Source organism: Mucilaginibacter sp., assembly GCF_036568825.1.
In the GTDB taxonomy this organism is placed as follows: Bacteria; Bacteroidota; Bacteroidia; order Sphingobacteriales; family Sphingobacteriaceae; genus Mucilaginibacter.
On record NZ_DATCRU010000061.1, the window covers coordinates 154,231 to 176,477 of the forward strand.

Below are 22,247 nucleotides of genomic sequence, written 5' to 3' on the forward strand. Positions count from 1 at the left end.
CGTATGCCATATTAATTTTTGAGAAATAAATTGCCTGAAACTTTATTACAGTTTCACAAACTTGCTTTCGCCAATAAGATTTTGTGTGTCGTGGTTAAATACGCGTAAAATGTAGGTTCCTGGCTGTAAATTGGCCGTATTTCCTTGCCAGCTTGCCCCCGAAGTTGTTTTTTCCTGGATGATAAGACCTAAAGTATTGATAACTTTTATATCGTAAGTTTCAGAAACAGAAGATGTGTCGGCTATATTAAGGCTAATATTATTGTTCACCGGATTGGGGTATATGTTGATATTATTCCCCAATTCGTCACCACTGAGGTCCGAATATTGAATGGTAACCACTTTGGAATAAGAAATGGCATTATTTATGTCTTGCTGCTTAAGCCTGTAAAGATTGGCGCCAATAATGGGGTTGTTATCAAGAAGACTGTAAGAGCCTTGTCCTGCGGCTTTTATGCCATCAAGTACCTGGTAAGTACTTCCGCTATCGATGCTTCGCTCAACAGTAAAGGCTGTATAATTCCCTTCATTTACTGCCGACCACGCTACCTGGACCTCCCGTTTAGCTCCCGTTACTTTAATAGCTGAAAATGCCAGCAATTGGTAAGTATGGGCTGGGTTTTGGCGAATTACCAATATAAACCTGCCGCTTCCAAAGCTTGTTGTATCGCTTTTATCGATATTGAAGCTGTAGGTTTTATTTTGGCGCATATCCAATGAATCTTTTTTATAAGCATCCATCAGCCATATATCATATAGTTGCGGAACTGCCACCAAATCCCTTAAACTCAGTGAATATAAGCCACCGGCAGTAGCATTTACATTTAGTCTGATCATCTCACTTTTGGTTCCCGGGAGCGGAATTGTATTGATACAAAGGCCGGCATTATCTTGCGACAGGGTTAATAAACTTGCAGCCCCGAGACCTGGTTTATAATAAGCATCCAAATCATCATCATAAGTCATAGGGGCGTTATCTTTAAACCGTATCAATGTCTGTTCGCCAATTGTCGAATCCTGGCCCATTAATTGCAACCGCAGGTATTGATTATTAGTGGTTATCAAGGGAGTGCCCATCAGCAGTTTAGTCCCTAATGGTAATGTATTGGTCTTAGCTGATTCACTAAAAGTAAGACGTGCACAGGAGCAGTTAGCCACAACAAAAAAGCCCTGTCCGCTGGCAATTATATTACTTACAAAGGATTGGCTGCCAACACCGCCAGAACCTGCAATGTATGAGCCGAACGTTTTGGTAACCTCATCGAGCACATACATCTTGTTTTTCATCGAACTGCCGTAGATGCCTGTCGTATTGGAGGCAGTCTGAAAGGTATCCCAGTTTATAGAGCTTGCATAAGGATTTCCTACCAGGTTGTATCCGCGTACGCTATCATTCCCCATAGTAGTGCTGTATCCGAGGGTCCATTTTGATGGCGTGTACCATTCTCTTACCGTGATCGTATCGATATTGAGTGTCCCCGTAGCGGTTAGAGTTGCATGTACCGGAACATATGATGGGGTTGTTTCTGTGGCAAGCGACGCGGCACTCCGGTCTCCTCTGAAAAAGAAGAGATAGCCATTTCCGATAGGTATATTGGCAGTTGGATAAGTTGAATCATCCATACCGTAAAGCGGGGCGGTTGAAATATTATTTATCCCCCTGAAGCAGCTGTTAAGGAAAGTGGTGTACTGGGGCGCCATATTCTCGCGGAAAAGATACAGTGTAGGATTACCGGCTTTATCCAGGCCTCCTGACGGTCCGTTGGTTCCGGTAAGATAACAGGAGTTGATCAGGTAATTAAGGCTGTAAATATTGCTTCCCTGGTTAACAGGAGATGACATCAGCCTGTAACCACGCCGTGCTAAAACCCCACCGGACATGAACCGTTGTACATTGACATTTCCGGAAATAGTGGCACCTTTAGGTACTGCTGCCACCGTAGCCGACCCCATTGTATCTGATTTCAGGGTTAGGTTCCCATTACTTGCGAGGGCACTATTGGTGCCAATCATTGTCAGTATACCTGTGCTGGACACGGAGAATGCACCTGATGACATGGTTTTGGCCCCTGCGCCGCTAAAGCTCACATTATTAAAATTTGTGCCTGCAGTGCTGGCATCCTGCAATGTTTCTGCTGATGAACCGTTGAACAGGGTAGTACCTGTGCTTTGTAAGTACACCCCGGTATTGCTGTAGTTACCACTTATGGTAAGATTCGCTGTTCCTAAACTTAATGTATCGGTATTGGTAACATTTCCGGTTACAGTGATATTGCCGGCTGTTTGTTTTATGATCCCGCTGTTGCTTAAAGCCCCCGTGATGGAAATTCCTCCTGTTGAACCGCTGCCTTGAGTATAAGTTCCGGCATTAGTAAAGCCGGCGGATGAGGTAATTGCCCCTGTACTCGTTTGAGATATTATACCTGTTGTTGCCACATTGGTCAATGCCCCGGTAAATGTGATATTACCGCTTCCCGTCTGGTTGAGTGTACCGCCATTGCTCGAAGTGCCGGTAACTGTCATCGTGCCTGTACCGCCCTGAATGAGTGTTGCACCACTGTTCGATACAAAATTGCCGCCTATGGTAACCACCGGGCTATTTGTTGCAAAGTCAACAGTTTCTATGCCCGGTGCGGAAAGCGTAAGATTATTGGCAACAGTAACATTGCCCGCATCTGCTTTTTTAGTGAGGGAACCGGCAAAGATCAGGTTTTGATACAGACTTGGACTTGTATTTAATGCGGCAGTTGTATTGGTGTAAACTTCCTGGTTGCCTGTCCCATTATAATAAACCGTACTCGTGCCTGTACCTCCCGTGTTATTATAAAAATCGATTGTCCCGGCCTGGCTTGATGTATTTATTGCTGCAGCATTGGTAAGCTGCAAAACGGGGCTTAAGGCCGAGCCTGAAGGCATATCAACACTAAAGCCCGGGGTCGCATATATGGTCGGTAAAATTCCACCGGTTGTGTTTGCAGTTAGAATCGTACCGTCTATTATCGTAGTACCACCCTGTAAAGAAAAGTAAGCATTGTTAAGGGAGAACCCTGCAAAAAGAACCGCATAATTAGCCGAATTAATTGCAACATTCCCTGAAATATGCAAACTGGAGATAGTTGAAACTACATCGAGGTTATTTGTATTGCCAAGCGCCAGAAATGTTGTGCTATTCCCGACATTGAAAGAAGCACAGGTTATTGATCCTGCTCCTGCAAGCGTGGTTATCAAAGTCCCGGAATTTGGTAAGAGGCTGTTGCTGGGATTTTGAGTAATGTTGCCTGTTACTGCAAGTGTATACCCGCTATTTACAGTGAGCGTAATATTTTTTGTTACACCGAAAGTAAGGCTTGCAATAGTTGTGGTTGTGCCGGAATTTAAAGTTGGCTGGTTAGTAAATGACACAACCCCTATCTGGACGGCATCACCAGAACCGGGAACTGAACCGGAGCTCCAGTTAGTCCCGGTACCCCAATCTGAATTGGTTGTGCCTTTCCAATCAATGGTTGCTGCATCGACTTTTAGCAAAAATAAACACTGCAAAATGCAGGCGACGAAAGTGATCTTGTTAAGAGGTTTCATGGGAACGGCTATTTTAATGGGGTAACTAAAAGTTCGTTCTATTCATTGTAACGGAAAACTTACAATATGGTTACCTATTAATATAACTGTACGTTGCGTTTTGAGAAAAGTTATACCGTGTTTTCACGGTATTTTGAACCTGTTTTTATTGACTTTAGGCCAGTTTTATTAACCAATGAGAAAATTATTATCGACCATAAATGATAAGAGCCTCATTTTCACGAGGCTCTTATTATCTAATGAAGCAGAGGGCTAATTGGGTTTTACAGCTTGACAAATTTATTTTCGCCAACAAGATTTTGGGTTTTATTGTCAAATACCTGTATAATATAGGTTCCGGGTTGCAGGTTTTCGGTAGTTCCCTGCCAGCTTGGCTGCGATGTAGTTGCTTCTTTTACCAGGCGTCCGGATGTGCTCATAAATCTGATGTTGTACAGACTTACTGTATTGTTTTGGGCGTTTATTGCCACATTGATATTATTGCTAACCGGGTTAGGGAATATGCTCAGGTTATTACCTGCAAGATTAGTATTCGTATTAGCGTATTGAATAGTTACTATTTTAGAATAGCTGATCGTATTATTGATGTCTTCCTGTTTCAGACGATACAGATTTGTACCTATCGAAGGGCTTTGATCAACAAAACTGTATTTACCGGCTCCGGTTGCGTCTACACCACCAAGTACGCTGAATGTGGCTCCATTATCCGTGCTGCGCTCAACGGTAAAATTGGTATAATTTTCTTCATTCATAGTATTCCAAACAACTTGCACCTGGCGTGCTTCAGGCACTTTAGTCGCATTAAAATTCAACAGACGATATGCATAGGCCTGGTTTTGACGAAGAACCAGAGTAAAGCGTTTACTGCCAAAACTTGAGGTGTCGGTCCTATTAAGATAAAACTGGTAGGTGATGTTTTGCCTCATATCCAGCGAGTCCTTTTTATAATTATCCATCAGCCAAACATCATAAAGGCGCGGAACAGAAACGATATCCTTAAGCGAAATGCTATAAATACCAGTAGCGTTTGCGCTTACGCTCAGGCCAATAGTTTGTGCCTGTAGTTTAGGCAATGGCACATTGTGGATAGCCAGGTTTATATTATCTGCTGATAGGTTCGACATGCTTACCGCACCGTAACCTGTTTTATATATAGCATCTGTACTTACATTATAATTAAGAGTAGCCTGACTGTTAAACTTGATCATTGTTTCATCCGTACTGATTGAATCCTTGGCAAGCCTCAATTTTAAATATTGAGCAGTGGCTACGTTTGCCGGTTTCCCCATTAACAGGTTAGTTCCCGTATTTTGTGAAGTTGTCGTTTTTGCCGACTCGTTAAAGATCAATTGACCGCCGGTGTTGCTAACCAGCACAAAGAAACCTTGCCCGCTCGAGATAACGTTTGTAGCACCAAGTGTTCCTGTACCGCCTGAGTTAGCTGTATAAGTACCAAAGTTTTTACTTACCGGATCCAATACATAAATAGTGGAGCCTACAATGGTATTTGTTCCGTAAATTCCGGATGTTGTAGATGATGTTTGGAAGGTATCCCAATCTATGGCACATGGATAAGGGTTACCCATCAGGTTAAAGCCTTTTCCGCTAGCCGGAGCCGCATCAGTATAGCTCAAAGTGCTGGCAGTTGGTGTAAACCATAGCTTTACAGGCACCTGCCCTATATTTAAAGTACCGCTGGTGCTTAATGTTGTTGGCTGAGGCACATAAGTAGTTTTTGTTTCATTAGTAAACGAATCGTCGGATCTGTTGCCGCGATAAAAACATAAATAGCCGTTGCCCTGCGGTATATAGAACCCGGAGCCATCTACGTCAATAGTATAGCTTGGTGAGGAATTGATGTTATTTATGCCTCTGAAGTCACCGCTTGTAAATGTTGCGCCGGATGCCGTTAAAAGGTCTTCACGATATAGATATAAGGTTGGATTTGCAGGTGACGTATTATCAAAACCGCCGTTGGTAGTAGTTGCAGTAAGATAGATCGAATTTTTTAGATAATTGATACTATAAACTTTATTGCTGTGCGTATCGGTACCATTAGAAACCGGTGAAGACAATAACCTGTATCCACGGTTAATTGCACTTCCACCCGATAGATATCGTTGCACATTGATAGAGCTTGCTGCAGTGCCGGTAATTGCTCCGGGCACTGTCGGGCCAATAGAAGCATCGCCGGTAGCGTCAGACTGCAGGGTAACACTCAGAGGCGTATTCAGGGTAAGGGTTCCTGTGCCTGTAATAGTAACGAGGGAACCTGGTTGCAAGGTTACGGTTGGCGTGGTACCGGCACCTGCAATAGTGGGAGTAGCGCCAGAGTTAACCGTAATACCTTTGGAGACAGTAAGCGAAGTCCCGCTGGCCATGGATAAAGTTACCTGGGATGAAAAGGCCGCTTTACCAAAAGTGATACTGTTAACGGTTACTGCAGTATTTATTTTAGGTTGATTGGTAAAAGCAGAAGTACCTATTTGAACATTATCGTATTGGTTAGGGACCGTGTTCCCGCTCCAATTTTGTCCTGTTCCCCAGTCTGTGTTTCTTGAGCCGTCCCAGGTGCGCGTTGTACCACAGGCCAGGCTGATTGTTGTTGAACTGCTGCCATAATAATTGTAGGCAGTTACAGTATAGGTTGTTGCTGTGAAAGGGCTTAAAGGCGTGCCCGAAAAAGAACCTGTAGTGGCGTCAAAAGTTAAATTATTAGGCGGTGTATTATCTATAGCATAGCCGCTCAGCGTCATCAGCCTGATGTTGTTATTGGTATAGTCGGCTATGTAGGCGTTACCTGAGGCATCTATGCATAAATCAATAGGATTATGAAATCTTGCGGCAGTGGTTATACCGTTAGTGGTGCCTGAATTGCCCCCGGCATTTCCAGCCACTAATGTAACCACACCGGCAGGAGTGATCTCTCTTATTTCATTATTTCCATAGTCGGCAATATAAAAATTACCTGCACCATCCATGGCAATGCCGGTCGGCTGGTAAAATCTTGCAGCAGTCCCGGTACCATTTGTTCTTCCGTTAGTTGTACTCCCTGCAAAAGTTGTTACTCCATTAGATGCTGATATTTCCCTGATTTCGTTATTGCCATAATCAGCTACGAACACGTTTCCTGCTGCGTCAACCTGTACATCCATCGGATTATTAAATCTTGCTGTAAGCACATTTGTGCTGTTGTTAGGGCCCTGGGCGCCTGAACCGGCATATATGCTTATTACCCCGGCAGGGGTTATTTTCTTGATCTGGTTTGCATCCTGATCAGCGACCAGTAAGTTTCCTGAATTATCAAAACACAGGCCAGCCGGACCAGTAAGACCGGTAACAAAGGTTGATACAATGCCTGCCGGTGTTATCTTCTTAATCACACCAGTTACATAATCACTCACATACAGTATGCCTGATGCGTCGATTGCGATTCCCTCGGGAGTATTAAAACCCGTAGCAAAGTTAGATACCACTCCGGCCGGTGTGATTTTACGGACAGTGCTATTGTTCCCATCGGTTACAAACAGGTTTCCTGAAGCATCTTCAACAATACCCAGTGGGCCATTGAACCTGGCACCTGTTCCTGTGCCATTACCGGTACCGCTGTTGCCGTTTGTGTTGCCCGCAAAGGTGGTAACCTGCCCATAAGTATTCGCAGGTACACTTCCACCGGTATTTGTCGGGGATATTGTACTTATAGCTGTTCCGGAAGTAAAAACGTAAGCTGACGGGACGTAGGAGATGTTTGGTGCCTGTGCCTTCGCATTTATCGATAGTGTGAATAGTAATAAGGCTGCAACCGAATACTTGAATTGTTTTTTCACAACAATAAGTTTATTAGTTAGGGAATATTAACTCAAAACTAAGAATTTTTGTATCGCCTTTTTTATACGGTAATGGAATGGTGTTGGTTGTAACTATCTGATTATCAGTCAAATAATTGCCTATAGGTTAATTTCAAAGAGGCTTATTGTAGCTATAATTAACTAGAAAAATAATAGTTAATAAATGAGTCGAATATTGCTTAATAGATAATGCAAGTAGGTTAATCAGTAATTAACTAAATTGTTGAAAAATGTGTATATGTTGAAAAATAGTTAATCAAATTTCACTGATTTGAGAAGAATTTGCCTGATCTCAGACTTTGAAAGGGGTGAAAATAAAAAAGAGATAGCATGATTGGTCCAATCATGCTATCTCTTTTTAGGAAGTAAAATTATAATTTGACGAATTTGTTTTCGCCTACAAGGTCTTGTGTTTTGTTATTAATAACTCGTATCATATAGGTGCCGGGTTGTAAATCGCTTACATTACCCTGCCATGTCGATTGTGACGATGTAATATCTTTTACTACAAGGCCCGAACTGCTCATTACACTGATACGGTAAACAGAAGAGTTAGCAGTGCTTTCGTTTATTGCAAGGTTGATCGTGCTATTAGCCGGGTTAGGGTATACATTGATTTTTCCACCTGCCAGCTGATTACTCAAGCCTGAGTATTGAATCGTTACTATTTTAGAGTAGGAGATGGTATTGTTTATATCTTCCTGCTGCAGCCGGTACAGGCTTGTACCGGTCACCGGATTGCTATCCAGGAAGCTATAGCTGCCTGCACCGGTTGCTTTCACGCCGCCCAGTATCTGATATGTTTTACCGTTATCAATGCTGCGCTCAACGGTAAAGTTGGTATAGTTACCTTCGTTCATCGTTGCCCATGTTACGTCAACCTGACGCAAAGTTGTTGCTTTATTAGCCGCAAAATTTAACAGCTGATAGGCTAATCCAGAATTTTGACGGATAACAAGGGTAAAGCGTCCGGCGCCAAAAGTGGCACTGTCTGTCTTATTAACATCAAAGCTGTAGGTTTTGTTAAGCCGTAGGTTAACGGAGTCTGCTTTGTAAGCATCTTTCAACCATATATCATACAATTGAGGTACTTGTACCAGGTCTCTCAGGGTAAGGGTGTATTTGCCACTATTAGCTGCACTGAAATTAAGTTTTACAGCCTCGGCATTTTGTTTAGGGAATGGAATATTGTTTATCGAAAGATCAACCATATCTGTTGATTTGCTCGATAGACTTGCCTCGCCCAAGCCAGGCATAAAGGCAGCATCTAAACCACGGGTGTACTTGCCTGTAGCCATATTGTTAAACCTGATCATGGTTTGATCACCCACCGTAGAATCTTTACCCACGAGTTGCAATCTTATAAACTGGTTATTGATCATCGTAATAGGCTTTGTGCTTTCCAGTAACTTATTTCCGGTATTGAGTTTGGTCGTTTTGGCTGATTCGTTAATAATAAACTGACCGCCGGTTGTGGTAGCTACTATAAAGAACGCTTGCCCGCTGGATATTACGTTGCTTACAAACGCTGCACTGCCCACTCCATTCGAACCTGCTACATAAGACCCATAACTTTTTGTCACGGCATCAAGCTCATATATTGTGTTTGATACATTTACTCCATACATGCCTTGAGTAGATGTAGTGGTTTGGAAAGTATCCCAGTCAATGGCACTCGCATAAGGGTTCCCTATTAATTGAAATCCCTTTGCTTCCGCTGGTGTTGACGGAGAGTAACTTAATGTTGTTGATGTAGGAGTAAACCAGTCGCGGAACACAATTTGTCCTTCATTTAATGTCCCGCTGGTACTTAAAGTAACCGGTTGCGGTACATAAGTTGTGGTTGTTTCAGTAGCAAAAGAGGCGGATGCCCTGTTTCCTCTGAAAAAACAGAGGAAACCATTACCTGCTAATATATTATATGGACCGCCATCTACATCCAGGATATAGTTTGGATCAGATAAAATATTATTGATACCCCTGAAGTTGCCTCCTGTAAAAGTACTGTTGTCAGGGATTAAGTTTTCTCGGAAAATATAAAGAGTCGGGTTAGCTGCTACCGTATTATCAAAACCGCCGTTTGTGGTCGTTGCGGTAAGATACATCGAGTTTTTCAGGTAGTTGATGCTATAGATATGGTTCCCATTGCCATCTGTAGCATTGTAAACCGGCGAGGACAAGAAACGATTACCCCTATAGGTGAGCGCACCGCCGGTCAGGTAACGCTGAACAGTAACTGTTCCTGTGATAGCATTTGCAGCTATTTGTCCCACAGCGGCATCACCTGTCGGGTCTGATTGCAGGGTGAATTGTCCTCCCCCAGACATTGTAAGGGCAAGGGTACCGGTACTGGTTACATTTACTGTTGAGGTAGGGGACATGTTAACTAACCCTGTTCCGGTAATAGTAGTTGTTGATCCGGTATTTACGGTCATCGAACCGGTAATTGATAAAGTTTCCGGGTTGTTAACTGTTAATGTCGGTGCTTTTGCGGCGCCGAAAGTTATAGAGTTGACAGTTACATTGCCTGTAGTTGCATCAATTGTTGGCTGATTGGTAAAAGTTACTACGCCTATCTGCACGTCATCAGTTGCAACAGGGACAGTACCCCTGCTCCAGTTGGATGCCAATCCCCATACGCTGCTTGTGGTGCCAAGCCAATCATTAGAGTTACCGCAGGATAATGTTACCACAAAACTGCTGCTGCCTGATGCGTTAAATGCTGTAACCGTATATTGAGTTGCCGCGAAGTAAACATTCGGGGTGCCCGCAATAGCTCCTGTGCTTGTGTTAAATGTAAGATTGGTATGTAAAACCGGAACGATCGCATAACCAAGTAAGGCAATCTGGCGGATAGATGAACTTGCATTCCTGTCGTCACCGACATATAAATATCCGGAGTAATCGGCAACAATGGCCGTTGGGGTATAAAGTTCAGCCAGTGCACCAACCGCATCTGAATCATTTTGCACGCCATCGCCTGCAAGTGTGAAAACGAGACCGGTAGGACTAATTGTTCTTACCTTATTGTTTCCGGCGTCTGCTACTTCTACATATCCTGATGCATCAATCGTAAGTCCCTGTGGAGCAGATAGACCTGCTGTTGACGCTACAAAAGTTGTAACAGCGTATGGAGAAGTTGTACTTATCTTCCTTATCGTATTTGCTGCGTTGTCAGTTACATACAAGTTGCCGGACCCATCATAAGTTATGCCTATAGGGCCATTGAATCTTGCGGATGTTCCTGTGGAGTTATCAACCTCAGATGCTGAGCCCGACGCGCCTGCAATAGTCACCACAGCGCCGGTGTTTACATTAACTCTTCTGATAGTGCTGCCTCCATTATCGCAAACGTATAAATAGGTAGTACCATCGTATACAATACCTGTAGGATGGTTAAAGTGAGCAGCAGTTCCAATACCATCAGTTTCTACCGGAAGTCCGGATACTCCGGCTAATGTAGTAACCGCATATGGCGCAGTAGTACTTATTTTTCTGATCGTACTACCTAAATAATCACTTACGTAGATATAACCTGCCGGGTCAAAAGCAACACCCCATGGATTGTGGAAGGTAGCTGACGTACCCGTTGTATTATCGCTTTCAGTTGCTGTACCTGTCCCGGCTATTAACGTTGTCGTACCGCTCGAATTGACCATATAAATGGCATTCCCCTGGTAGTCGGCTTCATACATGTTTCCGTAACCGTCTATGGCAAGCCCTTTAGGATTATAGATAGGAGAGGATGCAGGTACAAATGTAGTCACCGTGCCATACACTTTTGATGGTACTGCACCGCCGGTATTTGTAGGCGTGATTGCCGGTGATATTGCTGTATTTATTGTTAATGCATATGACGACGGACTGTAGTTGATGTTAGGGCGGAGATTGTTTGCCTGGCATGATAGGGTAACGTTAGTGGAGTATGCCCCTGTTGTATTATAGGCCGTCACAGTGTATACCGTAGATGAAAAAGCTGTAGTTGGCGTTCCTTGTATAACGCCGGTTGTAACATTAAAGCCTAACCCATTGCCCAGGGATGGGCTAATGGTATAGCCTGTTACAATAATCTTGCGAACGGTAGACGATGTGGCTTTACTATCCCCAACATATAAAGTGCCTGAATTGGCTGTTATAGCGTACGGGGCATAAAATTCAGCATTTGTTCCTGTACCATCCAGCTCATTTAATGAACCATCGCCCGCAAAGCTGGCTATTGAACCTGTTGAAAATACCCTTTTGATAATATTGTGACCACGATCAGCCACATACAAAACGTGGCCAGATACGGTTATAGCTTCAGGACTTGAAAGACCCGCTGCTGAGTTCACCAGTGTAGTAACCGCATAAGGTGCTGTTGTGCTGATCTTTCTGATGGTATTGCCACCGTTATCAGTAACATATAAATTACCACTATCATAGGTTATACCTCTTGGTCCATTAAACCTGGCCGAGGTTCCGGTAGTATTGTCTACTTCACCGGGCGCACCCGACAGCCCGGCAATAGTTGTAACTGAGCCTGTATATACGGCAATTCTTCTTATAGTATTGCCGCCATAATCACATACATACAAGTAGGTTGAGCCGTCAAATATCATCCCCGAAGGTCTGTTAAATGCAGCTATTGAACCGGCTGCATCCAGTTCGGCCTGGTGGCCTGATGTGCCGGCAAGTGTTGTAACAGCATATGGAGCCGTTGTACTTATCTTTCTGATGGTACTGCCAGAATAATCGCTGACATAAAGACACGCTGCTGCGGCGTTATAGGCTATACCCCACACGTCATTAAATTGAGCTGAAGCCCCTGTGGTGTTATCGGATTCGCCTGCTGTTCCTGAACCGGCGATCAGAGTGGTTACACCAGTGGAACTGACCTTATAAATCTGATTAGTTCCAATATTGGTTTCATAAACGTTCCCGGATCCATCTGCGACTACTCCTCTCGGACTATTAAGAGATCCTCCGGCTGCGAGTGTGGTAACAGCGCCATAAACAGTGGCTGGTACAGCCCCCCCTGAGTTTGTGGGCGTCAATTTGCTAATAGTAACATTAGCAGTATAAGCGTTTGACGATGGACTATAGGAAATACTGGGCGTCTGGGCCTGGGCATCTATAGTATTCAGAAATAATAAGGGGGCAAATAGTAAAAATGGTAGATATTTTTTCACAATAACAACAATTTGATTCGGCTATACGAATGTAACTAAATTTAGTTACATATTTCCTAAGGGTTAATATGTGATGTTAATTAGTAAGGAATTTTCGTTTTATTTTAAGTTAAATAAGCTTTGATGATCTTAATTGCCTGATTTGCAGATGTTCCTAAAACCCTATGTAAAGAAGTTTTTTGACCGGAACGGAGGTATTTTTTGATTAACTTATAATTAATTATAATATATTTTGTTGATAATATGTTGAAAACTAATTGATATTAAGAAACCCATAAAATAACTCTCGGCTTAAAAAATAAAAAGGGTTGCCATATTTAAATGACAACCCTTTCGCAATTCTGATTTGTGAGATTGGCCGCTTATAATTTCACAAGTTTCGATTGACCTACAAATGATTTGTCCTTGTTATTAGTTACCTGTATAATATAGGTTCCTGGCAACAAGTCATTTATATAGGTTTGCCAGTTTGCCTGAGGGGAGGTGCCTTGTCTTACAACTAAACCATAATTGTTTGTAATGGTGTATTTATAAACTGGGTTTTTATCGTTCACCGCTGCATTTACTGATGTAGTTACGGTGCTGGTAGCCGGATTAGGGTAAATATTCACACTGTTATTAGCAACCGGATTGCTTTGAGTGTCAAAGTTTACAGGGATAATGGAAGAATATGTGATCGTATTATTTATATCCACCTGTTTGAGGCGATACAGGTTATTGTCGCCTGGATATTTATCAAGCAGACCATACGCGCCTGTACCTGTTGCAGGCACATCGCCAACTATAGTGTAGGTTGCACCGCCATCGGTACTTCTTTCTACGGTAAAGTTTGTATAATCACCTTCATTCTCAGTCGTCCAGTTAACCTGAACCTGTTTTCCGGTTGCTTTGGTTGCAGTAAAGTTAAGCAGGTGGTAAGCAAGCCCCGGGTTCTGACGCATAATCAGTGTAAAGCGGTGAGCGCCGTAGCTGCCGGTATCAGAAGTGATAGAAAATGTATAACTTGGATTAGAGCGCATGTTTACCGAATCACCGGTAAGAGCGTCCTTCAGCCAGATATCATACATTTGCGGAACACCTTGAATATCCTTTAAATTCAATGTATAGGTGCTGTAAGCATTCGAGCCCACCTTTAACGGAATAATAAGCTCGTTATGCAATGGAAGCCTATTGATAGCCAGAACCTGATTATCAGTAGATATACTACCTAAGTTTACTTTACCGGAACCTACTTTGTAAAGAGCATCTTCATTGAAAACATAACCTGGTTTGGAGTTACTGTCGAACAATATCATTATATTATCTTTATTCACTGTATCCAAAGCCATTTCCAGGCGTAAAAGTTGCGGAGTGGCTACGACAGCAAGGTTCTTCATTGCATTCTTCGAGGTCATAAAAAGCTTTGGTGATGTTACCTGCTGCAGGGCGTATTTCGCAGTTTCGTTAAAGATCAGCTCCCCGCCGGTATTTGATGCAAGTGCAAAAAAGGCCTGTCCGCTTACTATATATCTACCGCCATTATTGGTGTAAATATTACCTGCAGAACCAGCCTGATAACTATCATAATTTCCGGTATTTGGATTCAACTCATAAATAAACTGCGACATGTTAGAAGTATATATGCCACTGGTTGTTGTAGTTGTATTGTAGGTATCCAGGTCAATGGTGCAAGCATATGGGTTTGCAACCAGGTTAAAACCCTGGACAATTGGGTTGGAATTAGAATAACCCGGTGCTGTAGACGATGGCGTGTACCAGTCTCTGAAAATGATTTGCCCCTGGTTAAGGTAGCCGGTGGCGGTTAATGTAGCAGCTGTAGCAGTAAAGGTTGTTTTAGTTTCGTCGTCGAATGTACCACTTGTCCTGTTTCCTCTGAAAAAGAACAGGAAGCCGTTACTTGCCGGAATAGTGTATGTCGAGGCTTCATTGTTCAGGCTGTATGTTGGTGCATTTATAATATTGCTTATGCCGCGGAAGTTGCCGCTGATGAAACTTACATTACTTACTGGCACATCTTCACGGAATATATATAGCGAAGGGTTTTCTGACGTGGTGGTTACGGTTGACGACACATCAAATCCGCCGGCGGCCAGAGTTGTTCCGGTTATATAAGCTGAGTTCTTTACATAATTCAGGCTGTAAACCAGGTTCCCATTGGCATCAACAGCGCCTGTATAATTTACTGGCGAAGCTAAAAGGCGATAACCGCGCTGTGCTGATAAATAACGCTCCACGCTCACTTTCCCAACTATCGATCCCTGGGTTATCTGGTCTACTGCTGCTGAGCTTGTTGCATTAGATTGCAGCGTAAAACCGAGCCCCGGGTTGATAGTTAATACACCTGCCCCGGCTACGTTCACAACCGAAGTTGGAGCCATGTAAACATTTCCGTACCCAACGCTTGCTGTCCCGGTAATTACCGGCGCAGCGTTGTCATTTATCGTAAGGATATTGTTAATAGTAAGAGATCCTCCGCTTGCAATCGTCATTGTAGGGGGGTGGTTAGCGCCGAATGTCAGGTAAGCAACAGTTATAGCATACGGCGGTGTTAGTGTTGTACTACCTATTGTAGGTTCTGCTTTCCTACCTGTGTAAGGGAACTCACCGATACTTGCATAGCCGGTAGCAGTTGGCGGCGCACCTGTGCTCCAGTTAGTGCCATCGTTCCAGTCTGCACTGGTAAATCCTAGCCAGTAGTCAGCTATTACCGTTGCAATACTAATGGTTGTAGTGGCACTTCCTGTACCGTTGGTAGCCGTTATGGTATATAAGGTCGCCGCCTGCACAGCTGTTGGCTTACCCGATATTTGACCTGTGCTTGTACTAAACGCCAGACCTGTAGGTAATATGCCGCTGATGCTATAACTAAAAGGGCCTGCCGCAGGACTGCTCATATGGGTTACAGTAGGCGTAAGCGTGGTTATATTCGCATTAGTAGTATAAACGTTTACCGAGAATGGATTGTAGGTTATAGTAGGTAATACAGTACTGGCATTGCATGAAAGTGTTACCGTAGTGCTGCTGCTGCCGCTTGCATTGTATGCAGTAATGGTATAAGTTTTAGAAGTGAATGCTACAGTCGGGGTGCCGCTAATGGTGCCGGTAGTATAATCAAAACTTAAACCTGCCGGTAGCTTTCCGCTGATGAACCATCCGCCTGTTGCGCCATATTGGGTTAAAGTATTATTGGCGTAATCTGATACATACAAATTGCCTTTACTGTCAGTGGCCAGGCCTTGCGGGTTGGTAAGGCCATTTATCGATGTTAAGAAAGTGCCTGACGCATTGTAAATTTTAATGGTATTTGTGCCATTGGCAGAATCACTGACATAGATGTTTCCTGAACCATCAACATAAAGACCGTAAGGATTAGTTAAGCCGGTGGTTATAAGCGTTGAAATATAAGTTCCGGTACTTGAAAATTTAACCACCTTGTTCGGGGTGTTGTTTAACACGTAAATATTCCCTGAACCATCTGTGGCGACATTCACCGGGTTTGATATGTTGGTATTGCTGATTGTAAAATTCAAAGAGCCGCTGGTTGTATATTCAGCTATTTGTTTGTTGCCGGTATTGTAGCTTCCTTCTGCAATATCAAGGTTCCCATTGGTGCTGTTGATCGAGATGCCGTTGGCGGTTCCTAAACCCTGCACGATAATACCTATAAAAGTACCGGCAGAATTAAATTCTGATACATAAGCATTGCCATTGTTATTACCATTGCCATTATTTGTTCTTTGATAGTTCAATACAAACAAGTTGCCTGAGTTATCAATAGCTATCCCGGCTGGGTTAGATATGGTATTGAGGCCCCCCGGTAATGATGCAGGTGTAGCAAAAGTGCTCCATGTGTTGGTAGTTGGATTGTATTTACTGATGGAACCAAGGGTTTTTTTGTCAACACCATAGTTGGCTACATAAACGTTTCCGGAAGCATCTGTAACTACGCCATAAGGAAAATTCAACCCTGCGTTTCCCGTTACGTTAGTGCCAGCACCATAACCGAACTGAGCTACAGTACCTCCGGAGTTGGCGGGTGTCATCGGTGTCATGGCGGTACCTGCAGTAAGCGTAGCGCTGTTTGGGGTGTATGAAATAATTGGCGCCTGGCCAAAAGCTGTCAAGGAAAGTAAAGCAAATACGAGGTTTAGGATAGTAAATAAACTTTTTTTCACGGCATTTCGGATTAATATCAATAACTTATAATTAACTTGGTGGTTTACCCATATACAATAACCATGCATCAACTTGCTTCAAACCACTTATGTATGTCCATTTTCGCCGTTTTCAATAGCATAGGCGCAGATAAAATTTGTTGTAACTCATTTTAAGTCAAATAAAAAGCTCTTGTTTTTTGGGGAATAATGGGTATTCGGATGCCGCAGTTTGGGGAGTATTCCCCACATCCTCTTTTTTTCGTGAAAAACAGGGTTGCTTAAAAGGAACTATCTGTTAATAAATAGTTTAGGTAATAATTATTAATTATTAACAAATGTCTGTTTGGTTATCAGGAATTACAATAAAAGTTAATGTAATTGTTTTGCTGGTTAATTTATAATGCATTGACAATGTGTTGATTGCTTGTAGGCATTTGGAAATAAGAGTACAAGCAAGGTATCTGTTGACCAGATAGTTTAGGAAAGAATAAATAAAGGGTGGGTTACAAAACCGATTTCTTTCTGCGATATAATTTGACAGCAGCAAAAAAGGATGCCGCAATAACCAATGCAATCACCCAGGTATCTAATGGGCAAGTCGCATCCGGGTCGTCGCCACCGCAAGGTAATACTTGTGCGAATGTATGTATTGTACTCGCCAATAATATTAAAATTGTAATGAATGCGGTTTTTAATTTCATCGAAATGATCTGTCTACCTCAAAGATACAGTTTTATTTTTATAATCATAATTTATACTGTATCGCCTGCTTTATACGGTTTTAATTTGTTTTGGATACAATTTTTATTCGTCAAAAACCAGGCCATCAAAATCTGGTATTAATTATCATAAACGAGTTTGTAGTGAGCATGCGGGTTGATAAGGCGAATAGGTGATATAAACATCGGCTGGTTAATAACTATTCCGTTGCATTAGGTTTAAAAAGCATATTTTTATCGGCTATGGCACTGCTTATTATAGGAGGTAAATGAGAAAAATTTACTCGTTATTGCTCGGTGGTTTATTATCGCTTCTTGCTGGCACAGCATTTTGTCAGCAGCCTTTAGTGCCGGCCGATAAAAAGAAGGAACTGGATGCACTTTCTGCAAGGTCGGGTTCTGCATTTATCAAAAATCAGCAACAAGCCATTTCATTTGCCAAAAGCCACAACTGGATAATTCGACGCAAAACAAAAAAGGGCGGTATCCAGGTTTTACAGGGCGTAAACAAACGCGGCTTCCCTATTTATTTTACTACTGATGATAATGTGATCTCTGCAGCTACTACCAGTACCAATACGGTTCAGCCCGGTGGTAGCCTGGGACTTAATTTATCCGGCTCAAGTGCGTCTTTAAATAATAAGATTGCTATATGGGATGGCGGTGCAGTTTATAGGTTTCATCAGGAGTTTAGCGGAAAAACCATCACTATTGCCGATACCTCTTCTATCATCGATCATGCTACGCACGTGGCCGGGACGATGATGGCAAAAGGTGTATATCCTCCTGTAAAAGGTATGGCCTTTAATGCATCAACGCTTTATTCGTACGATTTTGATAATGATGTGGCCGAAATGAGCAAGGCAGCGTCAGGTTTACTGCTTTCAAACCATTCGTATGGCGAACTGGGTGGATGGGTTTTTGATGATGGCTTTAACCGCTGGGAATGGTACGGCATCCCGGGAGATACAGTTGATTATACCTTTGGCTTTTATGGCGATCATACCCAGGCGTTTGATCAGATAGCTTATAATGCACCTTATTATCTTATTGTAGAAGCAGCCGGAAACGCACGTGGTAGTACCGGTCCGGCAGTGGGCCAGGACTATTATGGTTATAAAAGCGCAAGCGATCAGACTTTTGTAGATAAAGGGCCGCGTCCTGACAGCATCAGCAGTAATAATGGGTACGATTGTATCAGCAGCACGGCAAATGCAAAAAACATATTGACGGTTGGCGCTGTGAATCCTCTGCCTTATGGTCCAGCTAATTCTCAAAGTATTACGACGGCATATTTCAGCAGTTGGGGGCCTACAGATGATGGCCGTATAAAACCTGACCTGGTAGGAAATGGATTGAATGTCCTTTCAACAGGGGCGAGCAGCACTACCAGCTATATTACCTTGTCTGGCACTTCGCAGGCTGCACCGAATATCACCGGATCGTTGTATTTGTTGCAGGAGTATTATGCTCAAAAAAATTCAGGCGCCTTTATGAAGGCTGCTACTTTAAAAGGACTGGCTTGCCATACAGCTTTTGATGCAGGGAACATTGGCCCTGATTATATCTACGGATGGGGCTTGCTGGATATGAAGATGGCAGCGCAAGCGATCACCGATAACGGCACCAAAAGCCGGATCAAAGAAAATACTTTAGCGCAAGGCACAACTCAAACACTTAATGTTGTTGCTTCGGGCAATGGGCCCCTGGTTGCTACCATATGCTGGACTGATCCAGCAGGTACGATAACCCCTGACGGAACTATAAACGACCGTACCCCTAAACTGGTGAACGACCTGGATATAAGAATAAGCGACGGAACAAACACGTATATGCCCTGGGTGCTCGATCCTGACCACCCGTCAGCAGCAGCTGTAACCGGAGATAACATCCGGGACAACGTGGAGCAGGTGTATGTAGCCGGGGCGATTCCCGGAAGAATGTATACTATAAAAGTATCGCACAAGGGCACACTGGTATCAGGCCCGCAGGCTTACTCGCTTATTGTTACGGGTATAGGCGGAAGTGCTTATTGTGCATCAACACCGGTTTCCAATGCCGACTCGCGCATCAATAATGTCTCTTTATCCAATATCAATAATACGCCGCCGGCTGGCTGTACCACTTATTCGGATTATACCAATTTAACTATCCAGCTTGAGCAAAATAAAACTTATCCATTAAGCCTTACTCTGGGCACATGCGGAGCCAATTTTAATAAAGCAGCCAGGGTGTATATCGACTGGAACGGCAATGGCGTTTTCGATGCAAACGAACTGGTCGCTACAACCAATATAATGAATGGGACAGGTACTTATACGACTAATATCACTGTACCTGCCACTGTGGTTCCTGGAAATTTTAGCCTGATGCGCGTCGTGTTAGAAGAAACTTCTGATTCATCGGTCATAAGCCCCTGCGGTACTTATGCTAAAGGTGAAACGCAGGATTATCGCGTTCAGTTTTTACCGACCAGCCTTGATGCAGGTATAATTGCCGTGGTTAACCCTTCATCAGGCGGCAATTGTTCCGGACCCACACCGGTAACTGTCACTATCAAAAACTTTGGTAGTCAGGCTATTAACAATATACCTATCACGGTAACAATTACTGCCCCGGATAATACCGTTACCACCTTTAACCAAACGTATACTGCTTCGCTTGCGCCATTGACGCAGGATAATTTCACTTTTAATAATGTATTTAACATTACTTCGGGATCAACTTATATTATAACCGCAACGGCTAATCTTACGGGTGATCTTGTTCCGGCTAATAATGCGATAACGGATACCGTTGTGATCGATAATTCGCCAACTGCCACTGACTTGTCAGCCAATTATTGCAATGTTGCCAATGCTTATTTATTGTCAGGTGCCGGTGATGGTGAGCTTTTGTGGTATAAGAATAGTAATGACCTCTATCCGTTTGCCTATGGTTCAACCGTGCTTACAACCGATGCGCCTGTAAATAATAACTACTATGTGGGTTTGAATGATTATAGCGGAACTGTAGGGCCTGCTACCAAAAATGTATTTACAACAGGTGGTTATAACCAGTTTACGCCTGAAATAAATGTATATACACGCATACCTGTTGTGATCGAAAGCGCGCGATTGTATATTGGCAATTCGGGAAGAATAACTTTTAATGTATCCGATTCGAGCGGTGAGATTGTTTCTACAACAACAATTAATGCAGTAGCAACAGCCACCAATCCATCACCCGGAGCTAAGGACGACGACCCTAATGATCAGGGGCAGGTATATAATCTCAATTTATTGTTGCCCGCAGCTGGGAATTACAGTATCAGCGCTACCTATGATAATACGGCGACCATCTATCGCAGTAATGGTGGAGTCAGTGGTTATCCGTTTAAAGTGGGTGATGTGTTTGGCATAACCGGTAATACGGCTACGTCAGGAACGGATACTACGTATTATAAAAGCTTCTACTACTATTTTTATGATATACAGTTGAAAAGCCCGGGCTGCGCGTCGGCTTCACGGCAGGCGGTTCCGGTTACCAAACCTGTGATCACACAAAGTGGTACGACACTCAGTTCAAGCGCTTCGGATAATAACCAATGGTACTTAAATGGGGTGGCTATTGCAGGGGCTACCGGGCAAACCTATTCACCTGCGAGAAGTGGTAATTACCAGGTCTACGTCACACTGTCTAATGGTTGCGTGGCGCAGTCGGACAATTTTGCTTACGTGATTTTATCCGAAAATCCGGGAGAAAATGATATCGGCCTCACGGTATTTCCTAATCCGGCTAATACATTGCTGAATGTTTTGTTCGCCGCAAAATCAGATGTCAATGTAAATCTGGCATTGATCAACGCGATTGGTCAAAATGAGTATACTGATAAAGAAGTGCTGACCGGCGGTAATTTCAGCACGCTGATCGATGTAAGTAAACTTGCTCCGGGCAATTATATATTGAGATTATTCTACAATTCTAAATTATATACCAGGAAGATCGTTATCGTAAAATAACCTCATATAAAACAGAAAGACCGGTTTCACAACCGGCCTTCTGCAGTTAAATCAATTAGTAATTAGTAGCTGTTAGTTCTGTTAGAAAGTATATTTTATACCAAGTCCGGGGGCAAGGTCAACAAACGGGCCTCCCGTAAGCTCAAGTCTTGGATTCAGGTCAAGGCTAACAGCAATTGGGGAATTGGGAATAACATATTCCAAACCTACCACGCCATCAATACCTAATAATACCTGGCCGCTGCTATAATAATCATTAGTACCGCCGAATCTTTTATATACACCGGCGCCTACTGCGCCAACGTGAGCACCCGCTCCATAATAAAACTGAAGTCCCGGGGTATCAAAAGCATTTATGTTCAATTCATACAAACCGGTAACCACCGCCCCGTGAGAACGAAAGCCAAGTATACCCTCCAGTGATGTGGAATTGTCCAGGAAGTATTTTCCGGCAATGCCATTCTCATATCCTCCAAACTTTAGTCCTAATGCAAATTCGTAATTGGGTTTGTATTGCTGTGCTTTAGATTCGGCACTGACAAATACAAATAGAGTAAGAGCAAATAAAAAGTAGACTGTTTTTTTCATAGAAGTTTCTTGCAAAGAACGCGAGTTTTTTATGTTTATTTTCCGCTTGAACACATACAAGTTCATATTTGTTTGACTATCAATCATAAAAATTGTAATAATTACACTCAAATGTAACTTTATTGCTACAATTAGCTTTCTGACAGCTTGTTTTGCTCAACTTTTATTCAATTGATTTTTATTTTAA

At 43.0% G+C, this 22,247-nt stretch carries 7 protein-coding genes; 1 reads left to right on the plus strand and 6 read right to left on the minus strand.

From position 1 onward, the window contains the following. Positions 1–45 precede the first annotated feature (45 nt). The 5 genes from VIM89_RS13420 to VIM89_RS13440 form a co-directional block, all read right to left on the minus strand. Positions 46–3,579, minus strand: coding sequence for a beta strand repeat-containing protein (locus VIM89_RS13420; protein WP_488156674.1), 3,534 nt, complete (start codon positions 3,577–3,579; stop codon positions 46–48). Positions 3,580–3,842: 263 nt separating this feature from the next. Next, entirely contained in the window at positions 3,843–7,406 is a 3,564-nt protein-coding gene (locus tag VIM89_RS13425; protein WP_488156675.1) for a T9SS type A sorting domain-containing protein, read from the minus strand. 392 nt (positions 7,407–7,798) lie between these two features. Further along, complete coding sequence (locus VIM89_RS13430; RefSeq protein WP_488156676.1) at positions 7,799–12,595, minus strand: T9SS type A sorting domain-containing protein; 4,797 nt, start codon at positions 12,593–12,595, stop codon at positions 7,799–7,801. Between the two features lie 362 nt (positions 12,596–12,957). Next, positions 12,958–16,770: a putative Ig domain-containing protein gene (locus VIM89_RS13435; RefSeq protein WP_488156677.1), complete on the minus strand. Its 3,813-nt coding sequence runs from the start codon at positions 16,768–16,770 to the stop codon at positions 12,958–12,960. A 485-nt stretch (positions 16,771–17,255) separates the two neighbouring features. Continuing rightward, complete coding sequence (locus VIM89_RS13440; RefSeq protein WP_488156678.1) at positions 17,256–17,453, minus strand: hypothetical protein; 198 nt, start codon at positions 17,451–17,453, stop codon at positions 17,256–17,258. Between the two features lie 287 nt (positions 17,454–17,740). Here VIM89_RS13440 and VIM89_RS13445 point away from each other — a divergent pair, with 287 nt between their 5' ends. Continuing rightward, positions 17,741–21,472: a S8 family serine peptidase gene (locus VIM89_RS13445; RefSeq protein WP_488156679.1), complete on the plus strand. Its 3,732-nt coding sequence runs from the start codon at positions 17,741–17,743 to the stop codon at positions 21,470–21,472. An 81-nt stretch (positions 21,473–21,553) separates the two neighbouring features. Here VIM89_RS13445 and VIM89_RS13450 read toward each other — a convergent pair whose 3' ends face one another. Then, a complete protein-coding gene (locus VIM89_RS13450) occupies positions 21,554–22,060 on the minus strand; it encodes a hypothetical protein (RefSeq protein WP_488156680.1) in 507 nt (168 codons plus the stop codon). Positions 22,061–22,247: the final 187 nt, after the last annotated feature.

Excerpts from the sequence above, each read along its gene's own strand:
- VIM89_RS13420 (WP_488156674.1), bottom strand. The coding sequence starts at position 3,579 with ATGAAACCTCTTAACAAGATCACTTTCGTCGCCTGCATTTTGCAGTGT.
- VIM89_RS13440 (WP_488156678.1), bottom strand. The coding sequence starts at position 17,453 with ATGAAATTAAAAACCGCATTCATTACAATTTTAATATTATTGGCGAGT.
- VIM89_RS13445 (WP_488156679.1), top strand. The coding sequence starts at position 17,741 with ATGAGAAAAATTTACTCGTTATTGCTCGGTGGTTTATTATCGCTTCTT.
- VIM89_RS13450 (WP_488156680.1), bottom strand. The coding sequence starts at position 22,060 with ATGAAAAAAACAGTCTACTTTTTATTTGCTCTTACTCTATTTGTATTT.